Below are 16,689 nucleotides of genomic sequence, written 5' to 3' on the forward strand. Positions count from 1 at the left end.
CATGACAATCAAACCACTTATTTTAGCTATTTCAGTATTAAGCTTTTCAGCTAACACATCGGCAGCAAGCTCTGAATTAGTTCAAGATACAAAGCAAGCAAGCCAAATTCAAAAGCAACACAATACACAGCGAGAAGCGGGCTTTGCGTTGACTGAGAAAGGAATTTAAAGCACAAAAGAACGCCCTCATTGCAGAGCGTAAAAAACTGCAAAAAGAGAGCGATGAACTGAGTTCAACCTTCAGTAAAAACGAACAATCACTTGCTACGCTAGAGCAACAATTGCATTTAGAAACAGGCAGTTTAGGTGAGTTGTTTGGCGTGGTAAGACAAGCGGCAAAAGATCTTAATGCTGAATTAAAAAACTCAGTGACAGGTTCAATTAATGCTAATAATGCACAAGTGATTAATGACATTGTAGAGGCTAAATCATTGCCATCAATGACTCAGTTAACAGGGTTATGGCAAACAATGACTCAACAAGTGCAGGCGAGTTCAGCGTTGGAATTAATGCCAGTGACCCTAATTAATGGTGCAGGGCATCGTTCTGAAATTAATGCTTATCGTTTAGGAAATATGGCGCTTGTTGGTGACGAAGGCTTCCTACGTTGGGATAACAAAAAGAGCGTAGCAACGTATTATTCACAACAGCCTGATCTTGCGCCATCAGTCGCTACATTATCTGATATGCAACAACAGCAAGTGATGATGATGTCTGTTGATCCATCTCGTGGGATCATGTTGGAACAACTAGCAAACTTACCAACACTTAAAGATCGTTTTCAAGCCGGTGGTGTAGTTGGACAAATCATTATTGTTTTATTGGCGATTGGTTTACTTATCTCATTATTTAATGGCGTTAGATTGTTGGTTATTCGTCAGCAAATACGTACTCAATTAAAAGATCCGACAAACATTGGAAAGAATCCGCTAGGTCGTGTGTTATCTGTTTATGATGCAGAGCAGAATCGCTCAGTAGAAGCTTTGGAATTGCGCTTATTAGAAACCATTGTTGATGAGCAGCAAGGATTAGAAAAAGGCCTATCAATGCTTAAATTACTTGCCGCATTAGCCCCGATGTTAGGGCTTTTAGGTACCGTTACCGGCATGATCGAAACGTTCCAAGTGATTACTCAATTTGGTAATGGCGATCCTAAAGTGATGGCAGGTGGTATTTCAATGGCGCTAGTGACGACGGTTCTTGGCTTAGTAGCAGCAATGCCACTGTTATTAACTCACAACATTTTAAGCTCACAAGCAGAAAGTATTCGTACCATTCTTGAAAAGCAGGGCTTGAGCTTAGTTGCAGAGCAAGCAGAAAAAGAAACGTTGAATAAACCAATGGGAATCGCAGCCTAATGACGGCATTTCTATCCCACTTTATGGCACAAGGCGGCCCCATATTATGGTGGTTAGGGGCTGTTGTCGCGGTATGTTGGTTACTGGTGGTTGAGCGTGTGTTTTTCTTATTATTCACTTTTCCTGCACAACGAAAAGTATGGTTAGAGAAATGGCAACAGCGAGACGATCACGATTCGTGGTATGCGAAAACCATTCGTGATGGATGGATAAGTGAAGCGCACCTTCAACTTAATCAATATTTGAATTTTATCAAAGTTCTTGTGGCAATTTGCCCAATGCTTGGATTATTAGGCACAGTAACTGGCATGATTTCTGTGTTTGATGTAATGGCAAATCAAGGCAGTAGCCAGCCTAAACTAATGGCATCGGGCATTTCGTTAGCGACCTTACCAACCATGGCTGGAATGGTTGCAGCGTTAGCGGGTATGTTTGTTCATGCTCGTTTAGCCAAAGTGTGTCGTCGTAAAGAACATCATTTAGAAAAAGCATTAAGGAGTCAGTCATGAGACTTGGCCGTCGTTCTTCAAATCAAGAAGAAGCACAAATCGATTTAACATCAATGCTTGATATCGTATTTATCATGCTGATCTTTTTTATCGTAACCAGTTCATTTGTTCGAGAGTCAGGCGTTGAAGTTAATCGCCCTCAAGCAAGCAATGTATCTAGCCAAAAAGACGCGGGTATCTTTGTTGCTATTACGGCTTCAAACGATATTTTCATTGATAAACGCATGGTGGATGCAGAGCGAGTTCAAGCAACATTGGAACATTTGTTACTAGAGCAACCAGACGCATCGCTAGTCATTCAGGCTGATGAACATGCTTATAATGGCACGGTTGTAAAAGTGATGGATGCAGCTAAAGGTGCAGGAGTTAAAGGTATCGCATTGGCTGCGGAGAAAAACTAATGTGGCGATTATTGTTAGCGGTTCCAGTTGCACTTTCTATAACCGTTGGATTGTTTACGTTTATGGCGTGGATGGTAGACAACGGGCATAACGGTAAACCAGAAAGTGATGAGACGATTCGTTTTGATATGGTGATGGTTGAGCAAGAACAAGATGTTCAGCGCCGTCAACGTCGTGTGCCTGAAAAACCAGAAACACCAGAGCCGCCACCAGAGGCAAAACCAATGGCGTCTCAAACTCAAACCTCGATGGCGACGCCACAAAGTTCAATGCCACCAATGAGCTTGGATTCTGGAATTTCTGGTTTAGCGATTAACGCACCTAGTTTTTCTGATTTTACAGGTAATCAGCAAGCCATGCCTTTGTATCGTGTTGAGCCTCGTTACCCATCAAAGGCATTAAAAAGAGGTGCTGAAGGATTTGTTGTGATGTCATTTACCATTGATGAGCAGGGTCGCCCAACCAATGTAAAAGTGACGGATGCTAAACCACGGCGAATGTTTGAAAGAGAAGCGTTAAAAGCGTTGAAAAAATGGAAATATCAACCAAAAGTGGTCGATGGAAAAGCCATTGCTCAACTTGGACAAACGGTGAAATTGGAGTTTACGTTAGCAAAATGATGAAATTATTATCAACCTCGTCAGCACTGGTTCTGAGCTTTATTTTGTTTTTTAGTCACTCAATACAAGCAGGGCAACTTAGCCAATATAACGCAGCTAAAGTACAGCGAGCTATTCAACTCCAGCAGCAAGATAAGATGAAAGAAGCCATTGGTGTGCTTGCCGATTTATCGCCTTCACTAGAGTATGATAAAGCCTATATTCAACGTATGCTGGGTGTTTTTTATTGGCAATCAGGCAACAGTAATTCAGCGGTCAGCTATCTTTCAAAAGCCGGTTAGCAGCAAGCAATTAGCAGATGAGCAAGCATGGGTAACTCAACGTATGTTGGCAGATCTTCTACTTACCGAGCAGCGTTTTTCTGATGCCTTGCCTCATTATTATCAATTAACCAAAACGCTCCCTGAAAAGCAGAGTATTGGGGATTTATGGTTCCGAATTTCTCAAACCCATTACCAGCTATCACAATGGAATAAGGTCCTTTCTGCATTAAATAAGCATGAACGTGTTGCGATATATAAGAAACAAAGTGAAAAAAGCCAATCGCTAGTACTGAAATTAGGGGCGCAGTTGCAGTTAAAACAATGGAAATCGGCTATCCCTACATTGAACAGCTTAATTGTACTTGAACCAAATAAAGCGACGTGGTGGCAGCAGTTAACTAGTATTCAGCTTCGCTTGAATCAACCTAAAAATGCGTTAGATACCCTTATTCTAGCAGAGCGACAAGGAATTGAGTTGAGTCAATCAGAGCTGAAATTGTCGGCTCAACTTTATGCTCAACGCGGTATCCCAGAGAAAGCCGCTGAAGTACTAAGTCAGTTAGATGAAGCGCAAAGTGATATTGATTTACTGACAATGCAGGCAAGTTATTGGCAAGCAGCAAAAGAGTGGGATAAAGCCATTGTTACTTGGTCAAAAGCCGCGACACTAGATTCACGTTTTTACTGGCAGGTTGCACAATTACAAATTCAAGAAGGTCGCCATCAACAGGGCTTGAAAACCTTAGATAAAGTAAAAGATTACAAAAAGACAGAGGATATCGCGCTAGCTAAAGTGAGAGCTTATTACAAATTAAACCAAATAGACTCGGCTTTACTTTATGCCAAGAGAGCCAATGATTTTACCCCATCAAATGAAGCGAAAGGGTGGATAAAGTATTTGTCTCAACTGAGAAAGACTGTCAATAATTCAGTGTAAACTCTCTTTAATGCCCTTATTGAATGATGAGGGCTTTCACACCTTCAATAAAGATAGGCGTTAAAAATCTTCCCAAACGTAAATAATGTAAATTGAATGGCAATGCAAATCATTACCAATTACATTGCCGTCCATTATTCTTAATTGACTCTGTCTTATTCATGCTGCTTAAAAACAAACAAGTACAATTGTGGGCGCGTCGCTTACATGTTTACGTATCAATGGCGCTTCTACTCGTTGTCTTATTTTTTTCGATCACAGGGATCACGCTAAATCGTCCTGATTGGTTTGTCAGCAGCTCTCCAGACATAAAAAATACCACTCTTTCTATTCCTCATGATGTGCTTTTTTCTCTAGATGAAAAGCAGCAAGTTCTGTGGAATAAACCAAACACTGCCGCTTTGCTTAATTACTTAAATCAACATACCGATCTCTCTGGAACGCCTTCTAATGTCGATGTTTTTACCGAGGTTGAAGACGGTGAATTAGTCGAGGGTGAATTGTCATTAAACTATAAAGGACCCGGTTATAACGCGTCTGTTTATATTGATTTAACGACAGGCATAGCAGACATCGAAAGCTCAAATTATGGTGTTGTTGCGTTATTAAATGATTTACATAAAGGACGAAATAGTGGTGAGGTCTGGAAGGCATTCATTGATATTACCGCGCTATTAATGGTCTTTTTTGTACTTACGGGCGTGTGCTTAATTTTACCGAAAAAAAGAACACTGATGACATCAATGAAGTGGATGGCATTTGGCTCATCAATCACGCTTGCATTGTATTTTATTGCCGTACCTTAACCCTTTTAATCTTGTATCCATAAGGACATCACAATGGCTTCACTCTCTACTTATTTACGTCATTCAATTGCAGCAATGATATTAACGACGCCTCTTTTGGTTCATTCAGCGGCTATTTCTGAGAGTGCGAAAGTCGATATCGCTTTTGAGCTTCCTGCGATTACAACCACTATGTATGCACGCCCTTATGTGGCGGTGTGGATTGAAAACAGTGAACGTAAATCAGTAAAAACGATTGAGCTGTGGGTAGGTAAAGATGAGTGGCTAAAAAGATTTAAGAAGTTGGTGGCGCAAAGTCGGTCGTTACGATCGTGAATTAGTTGATGCTGTTACTTCTGCAACACGACCAGCCGGAAAATATAAATTCAGTTGGGATGGAAAGGATGATTCAGGTCAGGCGTTACCACAAGGTGACTATACGTTACACGTTGAAGTGGTTCGTGAGCATGGTGGTCGTAACTATTTACGTCAAAAAATGAAATTGGCCGATAGTGATATGTCATACCAACTTGCTCCAACTGAAGAGACTGGCTTAATCACAATCGAATATAAAAATTAATACAGATGTCTATTTACAGGGAATTAAACAAATTATGAGAACGACAATAATGAACAATAAAGTAAAGGCTGCAATATTAAGTGGCGTAATGGCTGCGGGTTTATTGGTTGCTACTACTGCGAACGCTCACCCTCGTTGGGTGTTACCTTCTCATTTTACTGTATCTAAAGAAGGCGGTGATTGGCTTACATTTGATGTGACCGCGTCACACGGTACATTTGTATTTGATAAACCAGCGGGCAGCGATAAAGCACAAGTTGTGATGCCAGATGGTCGAACTGAGCGTCCAAACTTTGTGGTTAAGGGTAAGCGCCGCTCAATGTTTGATTTCTATTTTGAAGAAGAAGGCACACATAAAGTTCGTATTAATAATGAACCAACGTATTACACCCAATATAAAGCAGGCCGTCGTGATACGGTTAAATGGATTAAAGCGACCAAGGCTGATCGTGCGTTAGTTCTTCCAGAGAAAGCCCGTGATATTGTGACTCAAATTAGTTTTACTCGTGCTGAAAGTTACGTGACAGTAGGCAAGCCTACAACAGAAGCAATGAAGCTTGATAATACGCTGTTAGAGCTTAAACCATTAACTCACCCATCAGATATTCTTGAAGGTGAGCCAGTTACTTTTCAGTTCTTCTTTAATGGCAAACCTCAAGCAGGCGTAACGGCTGACATTACTCGTGAAGGGACGTTATATCGAAATCATCAAGAGCAGATTGATGTAGTGAGTGATAAAGAGGGAAAGATCACCTTTACTCCTGAAACTGCGGGTCGTTACCTGATGAAATCAAATTATAAAGGTGAATTGAAAGACCACCCACTTGCAGAACAAGCAAGCGTAAATGTTCACTTAACGTTTGAAGCTCTACTTCAATAATGCAGTTAGCACCACTTTCTATAAAGGTTTGTGGTGCTTTTTTATCGAGATGTATCCATGACTAAAGTAAACCTGAAAACCCTTTTTGTTTCTTCTCTTCTTTTTTCTTCTGCGAGTTTTGCTCACTTTCCATTAATGAGCTGTTGGTTTGAATCGGATTTAGTACTGTGTGAAACAGGTTACAGTGATGGCAGTAAAGCGGTTGATTACGATGTAAATATGTATGATTACGATGATAATTTGATTGCAAAAGTAACCACAGATAAACGTTCAATTGCGGAATTTACGAATCCTGAAACGGATTTTTATCTAGTGTTTGATTCAGGACATGAAAGCCCTGTTGAAGTCGATGTTGTCGAGATCTCAGAGAAATGATCATTCAATCAGTTACTCCAGATAATGGAAGCGCAGAAGGAAAATGGATAGCACTCATTATTGGGTGCATTTCGCTTATTGCAGTGGTCGCGTTGCCATATCATCAATCGAACGATGAAGGTGTAAAGCTTGAATCACACCAAGTGCTTATTACCGATTTGACACAAGACGATTTAGCTATGATCGCTGAACTACGTTTAGCCTATGAAGAAATTTACGATATTCAGGCTGAATCAGAAGAAGAAAATACATGGCCAGATATCGCTTATTTAGCCGATGAGTGGTTGCCTCCTTTTGTACAAGACCAAAGCTGGGAGCGCCGTGGAAAGCACCAATGGCAGCATTTAGGCAATGGCATTTATTTAGGCTTAGCCTCTAAAAAAGAAGGGTCTGCATCATTCATCTTTAATGCGAAAGGCGATGATATTGAACTTTGGCTGAACCCTGATTTGATGTCTACGTCTATCTCCCCTGATTCAATCTCTTGGAATGAAAGCGAACTCATTCAACTGCATTGGATACAAGTTGTCTTTCCTGCTCATGACACTCATTTAAATTGATACCAATTAAAGATAAATAATAATGATGAAATCTATTTTATACGTACGTTCTTTTATTCTGCTTAGCTTAGTCTCTTTGTTTTCTGCGTCGGCGATGTCGGCAACAAAACCTTTAGTGATTGGCATTACCTTACAACCTTACTACAGCTATGTGAAAGCAGTGGTAGGTGATAAAGCAGAAATCCTTCCTTTGGTTGATGCTGGGTTTAATCCACATAATTATTTACCTCAACCAAACGATTTAAAACGTTTAAATAAAATGGATGTGATTGTTGTTAATGGCATTGGCCATGATGACTTTGCGTTAAAAGTAATTTCGGCAGCAAACAACAGCGAGTTAATGGTATTAGAAGCCAATAAAGACGTTCCGTTGTTGCCTGCGATGGGACAATCTGTCGGTAAAGGGGCGGTGAATCCTCATACGTTTGTTGGTTTATCTACGACGATTCAAAAGGTTTACACCATTGCCAATGAACTATCTCGAATTGATCCTGAAAATGCCTCGTTCTACCGTAAAAATGCACGTAAATACGCGAAAAAATTCCGATTAATGAAGCGTGATGCCATGCTCTCTCTTGGAGAATTAGATACCGCAGGAATGAAAGTAGCAACCACGCACAATGCTTATGGTTATATTCTTCAAGAATTTGGTGTTGATGTTGCTGCAGTCATTGAACCCGCTCACGGAGTAGAACCAAGTGCGAGTCAACTGCAAGGGACAATTGAAAAGATCCGTGAATCTGACATTGATGTTTTATTTTATGAATTGAACATGCCAAACCGTTTTGTCGACACGATTGAAGAGGCAACAGGCGTTCAGCTGTATCGTTTCTCACACATGACGCACGGCCCTTATGAAGACAATAAAGTTGAAATCGAAATGAAATCAAATTTAGACACCTTAATCGAAGCCATGAAATTTGCCGCAGATAAGGACGCTGAATAATGTCAGGACCAGCAATTTCGTTAACCAATGTAGGGTTAACTTATGGTGAAAATACCATTCTCGAAGGGGTTAATCAACGCTTTGAAGCGGGTCAATGCCATGTGGTTATGGGGCCTAATGGCGGTGGTAAAACCTCGTTATTGCGTTCAATTTTAGGATTAACCGCGTTCCAGGGTGAAATTAATATTGAGTGGCCAGAGCAGAAAGGCGTGATTGGTTATGTACCACAAAAAGCCGTTTTTGAATCTAGCCTGCCGCTAACCGTGAAAGATTTCATTTTATTGAATCAAACGCGAGTGCCTCTATTTTTAAGTGCGCTATGGCGTAAGAAAAGCAGCCAAGAAGCATTTGCAATGGCGCAGTTAGAGCGCGTTGGAATGTCTAATCGTGCCGATCGTCGCATGGGGCAACTTTCTGGTGGTGAGCAACAACGCGTGTTATTCGCACAAGCGTTACTGGATAATCCTGATCTACTTGTTCTTGATGAACCAACGACAGGGATGGATGAACACGGCGTTCGTTACCTTGAATCATTAATGCATGAATTTATCGCACAAGGTAAAACCGTATTAGCCGTTCATCACGATGTCACGGCTGTTCGCCGTCTTAAAGCATATGTTCATGTGATTAATCGTAATTTGGTTGATTCTGGTTGTTATTCAGAAGTATTAAAACCTGAGAAAATTGAACGATTATTCAATCATTATACGGGTGCAAGTGCTCAGTACGATGCATCAAAAACTAATAATGAAGAGGCTGCATAATGGAGCTGTTTCGTCAGTGGGCGTTATATGGCGTCGAGCAAGGCTTCTTAAGTGACAGTTTTTCGTATGCCTTTATGGTTAATGCTATTGTTGCTGCGATCCTTTTAGGACCATTGTTAGGTGGGTTGGGGACGTTAGTGATTGCAAAGCGTTTGGCCTTTTTCTCTGAAGCCGTTGGTCACGCCGCCTTAACGGGTATCGCGTTAGGCGTGTTATTGGGAGAGCCAGCAGAGAATCCAATTATCGGCTTATTTAGTTTCTGTATGATCTTTGCTTTGTTACTGCATTTTGTAAGAAACAGAACCAATGTGCCTTACGATACGTTAGTTGGAGTGTTCCTTGCCTTAGCATTGGCTGTGGGTGCAGCATTACTGATGTACGTAGCACGTAAAATTAATATTCACATGCTAGAGAACGTATTATTTGGTTCTATCTTAACGGTTACGGACCAAGACATTGCGATTCTAGCAGGCAGTTGCTTATTGATTGTGGTGGTATTAATTCCAACGTTTAATCGTATTTTATTAACTTGTATCAGCCCTGATATTGCCAGAGTTCGTGGTTACAAAACCAATTTTTATGACTACTTGTTTGTGATGATGATTACCCTTGTGACGATTGCATCGGTAAAAATTGTCGGTGCGGTTTTAGTTGGCGCGTTATTGCTCATACCTGGTGCGACGGCTCGATTGTTAACTAAGAACATGGGCAGTTTTGTCTTGATGTCTGCATTGTTAGCGACAATATCGTGCTTGATTGGCACGGTATTACCGATGGAATTAGAACTGCCAGTGCCTTCTGGTGCGGCGATTATTATTGTTTCAGCTTTCTTCTTTTTACTTGCGACTAGCTACCGAATTATTCGTAAGAATTAACAGAGTAGAAACCAAGAAGAATTGAAGAATATTGGTATAGATAGGATAAGAAATGAAACAGAATTTAATGAAATGGATAGCGATTGTTAGTGTATGTGTAGCATCTCTATTTAGCATCAAAACAGTAATAGCGGCAGATGTATTAACGGCAACCCCTGTGACGTATATGCTATCAAGCGAGTTATTAAAAGATACTTCATTAACGACAAAATATTTACCACCAAATCGTTATGGGATTGAGCGTTTACCCAATTGGTTTGCCAACAAGGGGTCGAAAGCCGTTCAAGATTCAGCAAAAATAGCCCAAGCGGTTGTGACTATTGGTGCGGTATGGGCAGAAGATCCTCTGTATGTGAACGCAAGATACAGCAATATTCAGATTATTGAGGTTGATGCCTCTCAAGCAATCACACCTCGTGCACAAGGTGTGGCAGCATTACGTTTATCTGATGGAACGACTTCAAAATATGCATGGTTAAACCCAACAAACTTAATCAGAATGGTAGCGATTGTGAGTGATGATTTTCAACGTATCTGGCCTGATAAATCAGATCAGATCCAAAAAAACCAAGAGCAATTTATGTTATCGGTACGTCAATTAATTAATCAGCAACAAAAAGTGATTTTAGAGAATGATATCGACTCGGTTATTTTGTTGTCTGAGCAGTTAGAAGACTTTGCCTCTGGCAATCAATTGTTTGTGGTTGACCGTTTAACAAAACCTGCTCTTGAGTGGACTGAAGACGATAAAGTACAACTGCAAGAATTATTGGAAGAAGACGATTCAGTTTGGATTATTACTACTCAAAAACCAAATAAGCAGATGCAAGCATTACTCCCAATGGAACGTGTATTAATTGTCGATGCGGTTGATCGTTGGGGCAGAGCAGGAATAAACAGTAAAGTACCATTACAGAGATGGCAATTAGCGTTATAGCCTTATCTAGATTTGGCTAGTTTACTCTAAACAGAAAAGCAGTAGGGGCTTATTGTTACGATCTAACACCTACTGCTTTTTTATTGTTTTATCATGGTTATTTTATGAGGTAATAAATTTAATGGGGGGACATTAAATTTGGAGTGTTACTGCTATTTAACGATTCATTCCAAGAAAGGCTCGCCATTAATTTAACGTGCATTTCAATTAATGAGAGTGCTTTTTCATGCCATGTTGATTGGTCTTGTTGCTGATTACAAAACTCCAGACTGAGTACCGTGAGGTGTTGCAATCGCTTTAAGCACCAATCTTTAATATCAATATCCGTTGCAGAGTTAAAGGCGGCCACTTCTAACTTTGCACTGGCGTACTGTAATGTTTGGTATGCTTTCTTCGTATTATTATACTTGGTGTGCTCAAATACTCTTAGACACCCATCCAACCAACAGGCTATCGCTTTACTTTGATCATCAGTTAATTCTGGACCCCAAATAGAATTAGGTGCAGAGTATAAGAGTGCTTCAAGCGTTTCTATTTGGTTGTATTGCTTTGCATGATACCAACCAGAAATTGAGGTTAACCAAGTATCTAATGTCATTATGCTGCCTCATCCCAATGTTTAACGAAATGGTTGTCGCCAACCTGCTTACATCCTTCTATTACAATACTGCTGCGTTTTCGTATTTCATCAGCATCTATAGAATAGTTTGGTTCACTTTCGACTAAATTGCCAAAAGGTAAATCAGGATCTGGCACTGCTGAGATTAATAGCTTGGTGTAAGGGTGCTGAGGATTACGTAAAATTGAACGAGTGTCTCCCCATTCTACGATCTGACCTTTGTACATCACAGCGGTTTCTTCTGCAATATAATGAGCAGTGGCAAGATCATGAGTGATGTACAAAAAACCAATTCCGAGATCTTTTTTCATATTCTGCATTAGATTAAGAACGCCTAACCTAATTGATACATCAAGCATTGAAGTAGGTTCATCTGCCAGAATAATCTTAGAACCAACCGCTAATGCACGAGCTAGATTGACTCGTTGACGTTGACCACCACTGAGCTCATGAGGAAACTTAGCTAAAGTGTCGTGATCCAATTCAACCAAATCCAATAATTCAAGTAAGCGTGTAGGTATGTCTTTATCATTCGCTATTTGTTTATGAATTTTAAGTGGTCGAGTTAAATGATGTGCAATAGTATGCGTTGGGTTTAATGATCCAAACGGATCTTGGAATATCATTTGCACTTGGCTGCGGTAATCTAAAATGTCTTTCGATGAATTTATCTCATTGATATTTTTTCCATCAAAGAGAATTTCTCCGTCCGTTGCTGGGTATACCTTGGTAATTAAACGTGCACAGGTACTTTTTCCACAACCAGACTCTCCAACCAAGGCTAAGGTTCGTCCAGCATAGAGATCAAAACTGATCCCTTGTAATGCTTTGAAGGTATCTTCTTGGGAGAATCCTCCTCCAACAGTAAATTCTTTAACAATGTTTTTGACTTGAATAAGAGGCTTGTCCATTATAAAACTCCTTCTAATGTTGGAGATTGACGTCTTTCTTCATGGATATTTGGGAATGAAGCCCATAATTTTTGAGTGTAAGGATGTTGCGGGTTGTTTCTGATTTCTGATGATGTACCAACTTCAACTATTTCACCGTGGCGCATAATCGCAATGCGATCACAAAGCTGGCTCATTAAGGCTAAGTCGTGAGTGATGAATAAAACTGAGAATCCAAACTCTTGCTTTAATTGATATATTTGTTGCAAGATTTCTCGTTGGACAACCACATCTAGGGCGGTTGTTGGTTCATCCATTACGATCAATTTGGGACTTAAAGAGAGCGCAATAGCAATCACGAGACGTTGTCTCATTCCGCCACTAAATTGATGGGGATAATCAGCTAACCGTTCACGGGGGATATTAACTAAATCTAATAATTTCTCTGCTCTGTCTTTCGCTTGTTCGTTTGTCATGCCCTTGTGGTGGCGTAATACGTCTGCAAATTGTTCTTGAATTGGAAGGACAGGGTTTAGTGAATTCATGGCACTTTGAAATACCATGGCAATCTCACTCCACCGGATAGTATTTAATTGTCCATCAGATAACCGAAGTAAGTCTTTATCTTGAAATAAAATACTTCCACCAGAAATAAATGCAGGTGGTTTATGAAGACGGTTAATAGCAAAGGCAATGGTACTTTTTCCACAACCAGATTCACCGGCAAGACCGAATATTTCACCTTTACCCACATCAAAGCTTACAGATTTCACAGCATTGAAATCACCGTTATCAGTGATGTAATCAACACAGAGTTCTTTTATTTGAATTAACGGATCAGGGTGAGAGCCGTTAGTGGTGTTTATATTATTCATTGCAGTCACTCGTTAAATACTCAAAAGATAATAATTATCATTAGTATTAACATGTGTGATTTTTGTAAGAAAGAGAAAGAGGCTTGTTAAGTGAAGTGACTCGAAGTATCAATGTAAGTATTTTATTGTTTCAATAAAAGATGTCGGTGATATTACTATATTTAAAGGAAGAAAAGAGGGTATTGATACCCTCCTTGAGCTGCTTTATTTTTTTTCTAAATTGTCAATTCCAGCCATCCCATTTAATACAATGTTGTTATAACTTACCATGCCAACGACCTCACCATTTTTTATAACAGGGGCACGACTGATCCCAAAGCGTTCAAATAGACGAGCGCAATACTTTACATTCATATCGGGTGAGACTGAAAGTGCAGGCTTGGTCATGATCTCATAGATATTGGTACGTTCTGTCGGGCGGTTTTGAGCGAGCACTTTTTTAGCAATATCGTTCATTAAGACAATGCCGAATTCATCATCATCATGGCGTTTTTTTACAATTAGGGCTTTGACCTGTTTCTGTTTTGCCAATTGAATTCCTTCTGCTACTGTTATTAAACCATCAACCATTACGTAGGTATTCGACATAACATTTTCTACTTTAATCTTGTTCATATTTTTTCCTCTACGACCTTGGTTAATGTTTCAACTTGATGTGCTACTCCAACGGCATCTTCAATATCGATTTGAATTGCGATTCCTTGGCCAGATTCAGTATCAAACTCACCGACTTCATTAATTTTTTCTAAAATAGATCGAGCAAGGTGTTCTTCTACCACAAATAATAGAACATCTTTTTGTACTTCAAGAGTGAGACCAAAAAAGGTTTTTTTCTTATTTAATCCTTCGCCACGTGCATGGTTGATTACGGTTGCTCCTGTCGCTCCCGCATTACGTGCAGCATCAAGAACTGCATTTGTTTTGGCTTCTTCTACAAAAGCGAGTAATAATTTAAAGCGCATTGGCTTTCTCCTAAATTAATCTATTAATTCGATTTTTCTTGGGATATAGGTTTGGTTTTGCCCCTATAGGCACTGATTTGCGCATAAGCCATTACGGAGATAATAGGAAATAGGCTTGCAAAGGCAATGAGTCCAAATCCATCAATCATAGGATTGCGTCCTGGTACAGTAGAGGCAAGCCCAAGTCCCAGAGCGGTTACTAAAGGTACAGTCACGGTAGAGGTAGTGACTCCTCCTGAATCATATGCAAGCGGGATAATCATTTTAGGTGCATAGAAAGTTTGGATCACAACAATTACATAACCAGCCATGATGTAATAATGGATAGGGTCACCCACAACAATACGATAGCTACCTAATGAGATACCAAAAGCAACCCCCAGAGCGACGGAAATTCTCAACCCGTTAACACTAATACTACCGCCAGAGACGGCATTAGCTTTAATAGCTACAGCGATTAATGAAGGTTCTGCAATAGTGGTACTAAAACCAATGGTAGCGGCAAAAATATACACCCAATAATAATCTATCCAATCAAAAGTTTGATTTAAAATGTCTTGTCCTTGATAGATAAATTCAGGTGCAGTTAATTGTGTTGCCATCGATTCACCAAGAGGAAAAAGAGCGAGTTCTAATCCCATAAGAAATAGAGTTAACCCAAGAATTACATAGAAGAAACCAAGAATTACTTTGGGTAAATTAGCGATTGGTTTTTTTAATACAGCAAATTGGAAGCCAAAAATAATTACGACAATCGGTAATACATCACGAATGGTTGATAAGAAGGTTTCAAAAAATAGAGTCAGATTGTTCATGCTAATACCATCCCATAGAGCATGACAAATATCATCGGAAGCAGGGAGGCGAAGGCGATTAAACCAAAACCATCAAGCATAGGGTTTCGTCCTTTAATGGTAGAAGCAAGACCGACACCAAGAGCGGTAACTAAGGGAACGGTAATGGTAGATGTTGTCACGCCACCAGAATCATAAGCAATACCAATAATGTTCTCAGGTGCGAACCATGTAAGAGCGACCACGGTAATATAACCCCCGATGATCATGATATGGATTGGCCAACCTTTTAAAATACGTAACACCCCAATCACAATGGCAAAACCAACAGAGAGTGCGACAGTCAAACGTAGCCCATTGGCATAATCATCCATATCGTTTTTTGTATGGGGGATCATTCCTCCTTCGGCAGCGACGTCAGCGGCCTCTGCTGCTACGGCGGTGAGAGCTGGCTCTGCTATGGTTGTTCCAAAGCCTAAACAAAAGGCGAATAAAAGCAGCCATGCAACACTGCCTTTTCTAGCAAAGGCTTGAGCCATAGACTCACCTATAGGAAATAAGCCCATTTCTAATCCAAAGATAAAAAAGGTAAGCCCCAAAACAACAAGAAGGAGCCCAAAAAGAATGGAACCAAGGTTTGGCAAAGGCTCTTGTAGTACCACTAATTGAAAGAAAGCGATGACTAAAATAATAGGCAGGAGATCTCGAAAACTTCCAAGCATGGAATGTAACATAGCTTTAATTGCGTTCACTTACTCTCCTTATAAGTTCTTTATCTACCTATTATTTATACTGTACGAATAAATAATAGAGTGTGATCAAAAGTAGATTTTAAGTTATTCCCAAAGGAAATGTTTCAAAATGTTAACTTCGTGTGATTGCATTGATTTTGCGAGAGAGTTCCAGAATAGGAATATTTAATATGAAGACATTATTAAGTTGGCATGTTTTTTTGTTTGATGGTTTTTTATATGGCTTTGACTGAATTTCAATCAAAAGCCGCCTAAGTTATATTGATTTAATTGTTAACTTGTTGATTGTAAATATAATATTTTCTGGCACACCTTTAGCAATAGGAAAGGGGAACATTCATTATTATTGATTAAAAAGGAATATAGTATGCCAACCCCAGCTTATATGCGCATCGAAGGCGAAAAACAAGGATTGATCACGGCAGGTACATTTACTGAAGATTCAGTAGGTAATATTTACCAAGAAGGTCATGAAGATGAAGTGCTTGTTCAAGGTTTTGAGCACCAAGTTTTATTACCTCGTGATCCTCAATCTGGTCAACCTACGGGTCAGCGTGTGCATAAGCCAGTACGCATTACTAAGGTGTTCGATAAAGCATCTCCATTAATGTATAACGCACTGACCTCTGGTGAGAAACTGCCAAAAGTTGAAATCAAATGGTACCGAACTTCAGCAACAGGTACTCAAGAGCATTATTTCACAACCGTTTTGCATGACGCGATCATTGTTGATATCACGGCTTCAATGCCAAACTGTCAAGATCCAGCACAAGCGCATTTTACTCACTTAGAAGACGTATTTATGACATACCGTGCAATTGATTGGACGCATGAAGTCGCAGGTACATCAGGTAATGATGACTGGCGTACAGCAATGAAAGCGTAACCACTCGCATTTTCGGGAGAGTCATTATCATAAACAACCCTAGCTGTTTATGATGGCTCTCCCTTTTTGCGTTTTAGTTGTACTGACTTCATATAATTTAGTGATAGTGCTGTTGGTATAT

General features: G+C 39.9%; 19 protein-coding genes and 3 pseudogenes. 15 read left to right on the forward strand and 7 right to left on the reverse strand.

The features are described 5' to 3' along the window. Nucleotide 1 precedes the first annotated feature (1 nt). The 14 genes and pseudogenes from ACU5DF_RS06690 to ACU5DF_RS06755 all read left to right on the forward strand — a co-directional run bounded on the left by ACU5DF_RS06690 (nt 2) and on the right by ACU5DF_RS06755 (nt 10,790). Nucleotides 2–1,358 (forward strand): annotated as a pseudogene (locus tag ACU5DF_RS06690) (MotA/TolQ/ExbB proton channel family protein). Then, the gene (locus tag ACU5DF_RS06695; RefSeq protein ID WP_446712285.1) at nt 1,358–1,867 is read left to right on the forward strand and encodes a MotA/TolQ/ExbB proton channel family protein; all 510 of its coding nucleotides are present in this window, start codon (nt 1,358–1,360) and stop codon (nt 1,865–1,867) included. Before ACU5DF_RS06690 ends, ACU5DF_RS06695 begins: the two are co-directional and overlap by 1 nt. Further along, the gene (locus tag ACU5DF_RS06700) at nt 1,864–2,268 is read left to right on the forward strand and encodes an ExbD/TolR family protein (RefSeq protein ID WP_017021643.1); all 405 of its coding nucleotides are present in this window, start codon (nt 1,864–1,866) and stop codon (nt 2,266–2,268) included. The genes ACU5DF_RS06695 and ACU5DF_RS06700 overlap by 4 nt, the downstream gene beginning before the upstream one ends. Beyond that, on the forward strand, nt 2,268–2,888 hold the full coding sequence (locus tag ACU5DF_RS06705; protein ID WP_446712286.1) for an energy transducer TonB: 621 nt from the start codon (nt 2,268–2,270) through the stop codon (nt 2,886–2,888). Before ACU5DF_RS06700 ends, ACU5DF_RS06705 begins: the two co-directional genes overlap by 1 nt. Beyond that, a pseudogene (locus tag ACU5DF_RS06710) lies at nt 2,885–4,088 on the forward strand (tetratricopeptide repeat protein). The gene ACU5DF_RS06705 and the pseudogene ACU5DF_RS06710 overlap by 4 nt, the downstream one beginning before the upstream one ends. A 161-nt stretch (nt 4,089–4,249) precedes the next feature. Next, nucleotides 4,250–4,894 carry a PepSY-associated TM helix domain-containing protein gene (locus ACU5DF_RS06715; protein ID WP_446712490.1) on the forward strand — a complete coding sequence of 215 codons (645 nt, stop codon included), beginning with the start codon at nt 4,250–4,252 and terminating at the stop codon, nt 4,892–4,894. Between the two features lie 75 nt (nt 4,895–4,969). Continuing rightward, nucleotides 4,970–5,453: pseudogene (locus ACU5DF_RS06720) on the forward strand (DUF2271 domain-containing protein). Nucleotides 5,454–5,502: 49 nt separating this feature from the next. Continuing rightward, nucleotides 5,503–6,333 carry a DUF4198 domain-containing protein gene (locus tag ACU5DF_RS06725; RefSeq protein WP_446712491.1) on the forward strand — a complete coding sequence of 277 codons (831 nt, stop codon included), beginning with the start codon at nt 5,503–5,505 and terminating at the stop codon, nt 6,331–6,333. A 57-nt stretch (nt 6,334–6,390) separates the two neighbouring features. Next, on the forward strand, nt 6,391–6,708 hold the full coding sequence (locus ACU5DF_RS06730; RefSeq protein ID WP_017021649.1) for a hypothetical protein: 318 nt from the start codon (nt 6,391–6,393) through the stop codon (nt 6,706–6,708). Then, complete coding sequence (locus ACU5DF_RS06735; protein ID WP_446712287.1) at nt 6,705–7,268, forward strand: DUF6162 family protein; 564 nt, start codon at nt 6,705–6,707, stop codon at nt 7,266–7,268. The genes ACU5DF_RS06730 and ACU5DF_RS06735 overlap by 4 nt, the downstream gene beginning before the upstream one ends. A 22-nt stretch (nt 7,269–7,290) precedes the next feature. Beyond that, entirely contained in the window at nt 7,291–8,214 is a 924-nt protein-coding gene (locus ACU5DF_RS06740; RefSeq protein WP_446712288.1) for a metal ABC transporter solute-binding protein, Zn/Mn family, read from the forward strand. Then, a complete protein-coding gene (locus tag ACU5DF_RS06745; protein ID WP_446712289.1) occupies nt 8,214–8,978 on the forward strand; it encodes a metal ABC transporter ATP-binding protein in 765 nt (254 codons plus the stop codon). The genes ACU5DF_RS06740 and ACU5DF_RS06745 overlap by 1 nt, the downstream gene beginning before the upstream one ends. Then, a complete protein-coding gene (locus tag ACU5DF_RS06750; RefSeq protein ID WP_446712290.1) occupies nt 8,978–9,853 on the forward strand; it encodes a metal ABC transporter permease in 876 nt (291 codons plus the stop codon). Before ACU5DF_RS06745 ends, ACU5DF_RS06750 begins: the two co-directional genes overlap by 1 nt. Before the next feature lie 52 nt (nt 9,854–9,905). After that, complete coding sequence (locus ACU5DF_RS06755) at nt 9,906–10,790, forward strand: metal ABC transporter substrate-binding protein (RefSeq protein WP_446712291.1); 885 nt, start codon at nt 9,906–9,908, stop codon at nt 10,788–10,790. A gap of 118 nt (nt 10,791–10,908) precedes the next feature. Here the strand turns inward: ACU5DF_RS06755 and ACU5DF_RS06760 are convergent, their stop codons facing one another. The 7 genes from ACU5DF_RS06760 to ACU5DF_RS06790 form a co-directional block, all read right to left on the reverse strand. After that, nucleotides 10,909–11,388: a transcriptional regulator gene (locus ACU5DF_RS06760; RefSeq protein ID WP_446712292.1), complete on the reverse strand. Its 480-nt coding sequence runs from the start codon at nt 11,386–11,388 to the stop codon at nt 10,909–10,911. Next, a complete protein-coding gene (locus ACU5DF_RS06765; protein ID WP_446712293.1) occupies nt 11,388–12,320 on the reverse strand; it encodes an ATP-binding cassette domain-containing protein in 933 nt (310 codons plus the stop codon). Before ACU5DF_RS06765 ends, ACU5DF_RS06760 begins: the two co-directional genes overlap by 1 nt. After that, nucleotides 12,320–13,174 carry an ABC transporter ATP-binding protein gene (locus ACU5DF_RS06770; protein WP_446712294.1) on the reverse strand — a complete coding sequence of 285 codons (855 nt, stop codon included), beginning with the start codon at nt 13,172–13,174 and terminating at the stop codon, nt 12,320–12,322. The genes ACU5DF_RS06765 and ACU5DF_RS06770 overlap by 1 nt, the downstream gene beginning before the upstream one ends. Before the next feature lie 204 nt (nt 13,175–13,378). Continuing rightward, complete coding sequence (locus ACU5DF_RS06775) at nt 13,379–13,789, reverse strand: CBS domain-containing protein (protein ID WP_446712295.1); 411 nt, start codon at nt 13,787–13,789, stop codon at nt 13,379–13,381. Continuing rightward, a complete protein-coding gene (locus ACU5DF_RS06780) occupies nt 13,786–14,136 on the reverse strand; it encodes a P-II family nitrogen regulator (RefSeq protein WP_446712296.1) in 351 nt (116 codons plus the stop codon). The genes ACU5DF_RS06775 and ACU5DF_RS06780 overlap by 4 nt, the downstream gene beginning before the upstream one ends. Nucleotides 14,137–14,159: 23 nt before the next feature. Further along, entirely contained in the window at nt 14,160–14,951 is a 792-nt protein-coding gene (locus ACU5DF_RS06785; protein ID WP_446712297.1) for a DUF1538 domain-containing protein, read from the reverse strand. Further along, a complete protein-coding gene (locus tag ACU5DF_RS06790; protein ID WP_446712298.1) occupies nt 14,948–15,682 on the reverse strand; it encodes a DUF1538 family protein in 735 nt (244 codons plus the stop codon). Before ACU5DF_RS06790 ends, ACU5DF_RS06785 begins: the two co-directional genes overlap by 4 nt. A gap of 367 nt (nt 15,683–16,049) precedes the next feature. On the opposite strand from ACU5DF_RS06790, the gene ACU5DF_RS06795 reads away from it, so the two are divergent. Beyond that, the gene (locus ACU5DF_RS06795) at nt 16,050–16,568 is read left to right on the forward strand and encodes an Hcp family type VI secretion system effector (protein ID WP_045104268.1); all 519 of its coding nucleotides are present in this window, start codon (nt 16,050–16,052) and stop codon (nt 16,566–16,568) included. The last annotated feature ends 121 nt before the right edge of the window (nt 16,569–16,689 follow it).

The organism is Aliivibrio wodanis (assembly GCF_052920805.1).

Coding starts and splice junctions, on each gene's coding strand:
- ACU5DF_RS06760 (WP_446712292.1), bottom strand. CDS start 11,388: ATGACATTAGATACTTGGTTAACCTCAATTTCTGGTTGGTATCATGCA.
- ACU5DF_RS06695 (WP_446712285.1), top strand. CDS start 1,358: ATGACGGCATTTCTATCCCACTTTATGGCACAAGGCGGCCCCATATTA.
- ACU5DF_RS06725 (WP_446712491.1), top strand. CDS start 5,503: ATGAACAATAAAGTAAAGGCTGCAATATTAAGTGGCGTAATGGCTGCG.
- ACU5DF_RS06780 (WP_446712296.1), bottom strand. CDS start 14,136: ATGCGCTTTAAATTATTACTCGCTTTTGTAGAAGAAGCCAAAACAAAT.
- ACU5DF_RS06745 (WP_446712289.1), top strand. CDS start 8,214: ATGTCAGGACCAGCAATTTCGTTAACCAATGTAGGGTTAACTTATGGT.
- ACU5DF_RS06770 (WP_446712294.1), bottom strand. CDS start 13,174: ATGAATAATATAAACACCACTAACGGCTCTCACCCTGATCCGTTAATT.
- ACU5DF_RS06715 (WP_446712490.1), top strand. CDS start 4,250: ATGCTGCTTAAAAACAAACAAGTACAATTGTGGGCGCGTCGCTTACAT.
- ACU5DF_RS06785 (WP_446712297.1), bottom strand. CDS start 14,951: ATGAACAATCTGACTCTATTTTTTGAAACCTTCTTATCAACCATTCGT.
- ACU5DF_RS06700 (WP_017021643.1), top strand. CDS start 1,864: ATGAGACTTGGCCGTCGTTCTTCAAATCAAGAAGAAGCACAAATCGAT.
- ACU5DF_RS06765 (WP_446712293.1), bottom strand. CDS start 12,320: ATGGACAAGCCTCTTATTCAAGTCAAAAACATTGTTAAAGAATTTACT.
- ACU5DF_RS06775 (WP_446712295.1), bottom strand. CDS start 13,789: ATGAACAAGATTAAAGTAGAAAATGTTATGTCGAATACCTACGTAATG.
- ACU5DF_RS06735 (WP_446712287.1), top strand. CDS start 6,705: ATGATCATTCAATCAGTTACTCCAGATAATGGAAGCGCAGAAGGAAAA.
- ACU5DF_RS06740 (WP_446712288.1), top strand. CDS start 7,291: ATGATGAAATCTATTTTATACGTACGTTCTTTTATTCTGCTTAGCTTA.
- ACU5DF_RS06755 (WP_446712291.1), top strand. CDS start 9,906: ATGAAACAGAATTTAATGAAATGGATAGCGATTGTTAGTGTATGTGTA.
- ACU5DF_RS06795 (WP_045104268.1), top strand. CDS start 16,050: ATGCCAACCCCAGCTTATATGCGCATCGAAGGCGAAAAACAAGGATTG.
- ACU5DF_RS06705 (WP_446712286.1), top strand. CDS start 2,268: ATGTGGCGATTATTGTTAGCGGTTCCAGTTGCACTTTCTATAACCGTT.
- ACU5DF_RS06750 (WP_446712290.1), top strand. CDS start 8,978: ATGGAGCTGTTTCGTCAGTGGGCGTTATATGGCGTCGAGCAAGGCTTC.
- ACU5DF_RS06730 (WP_017021649.1), top strand. CDS start 6,391: ATGACTAAAGTAAACCTGAAAACCCTTTTTGTTTCTTCTCTTCTTTTT.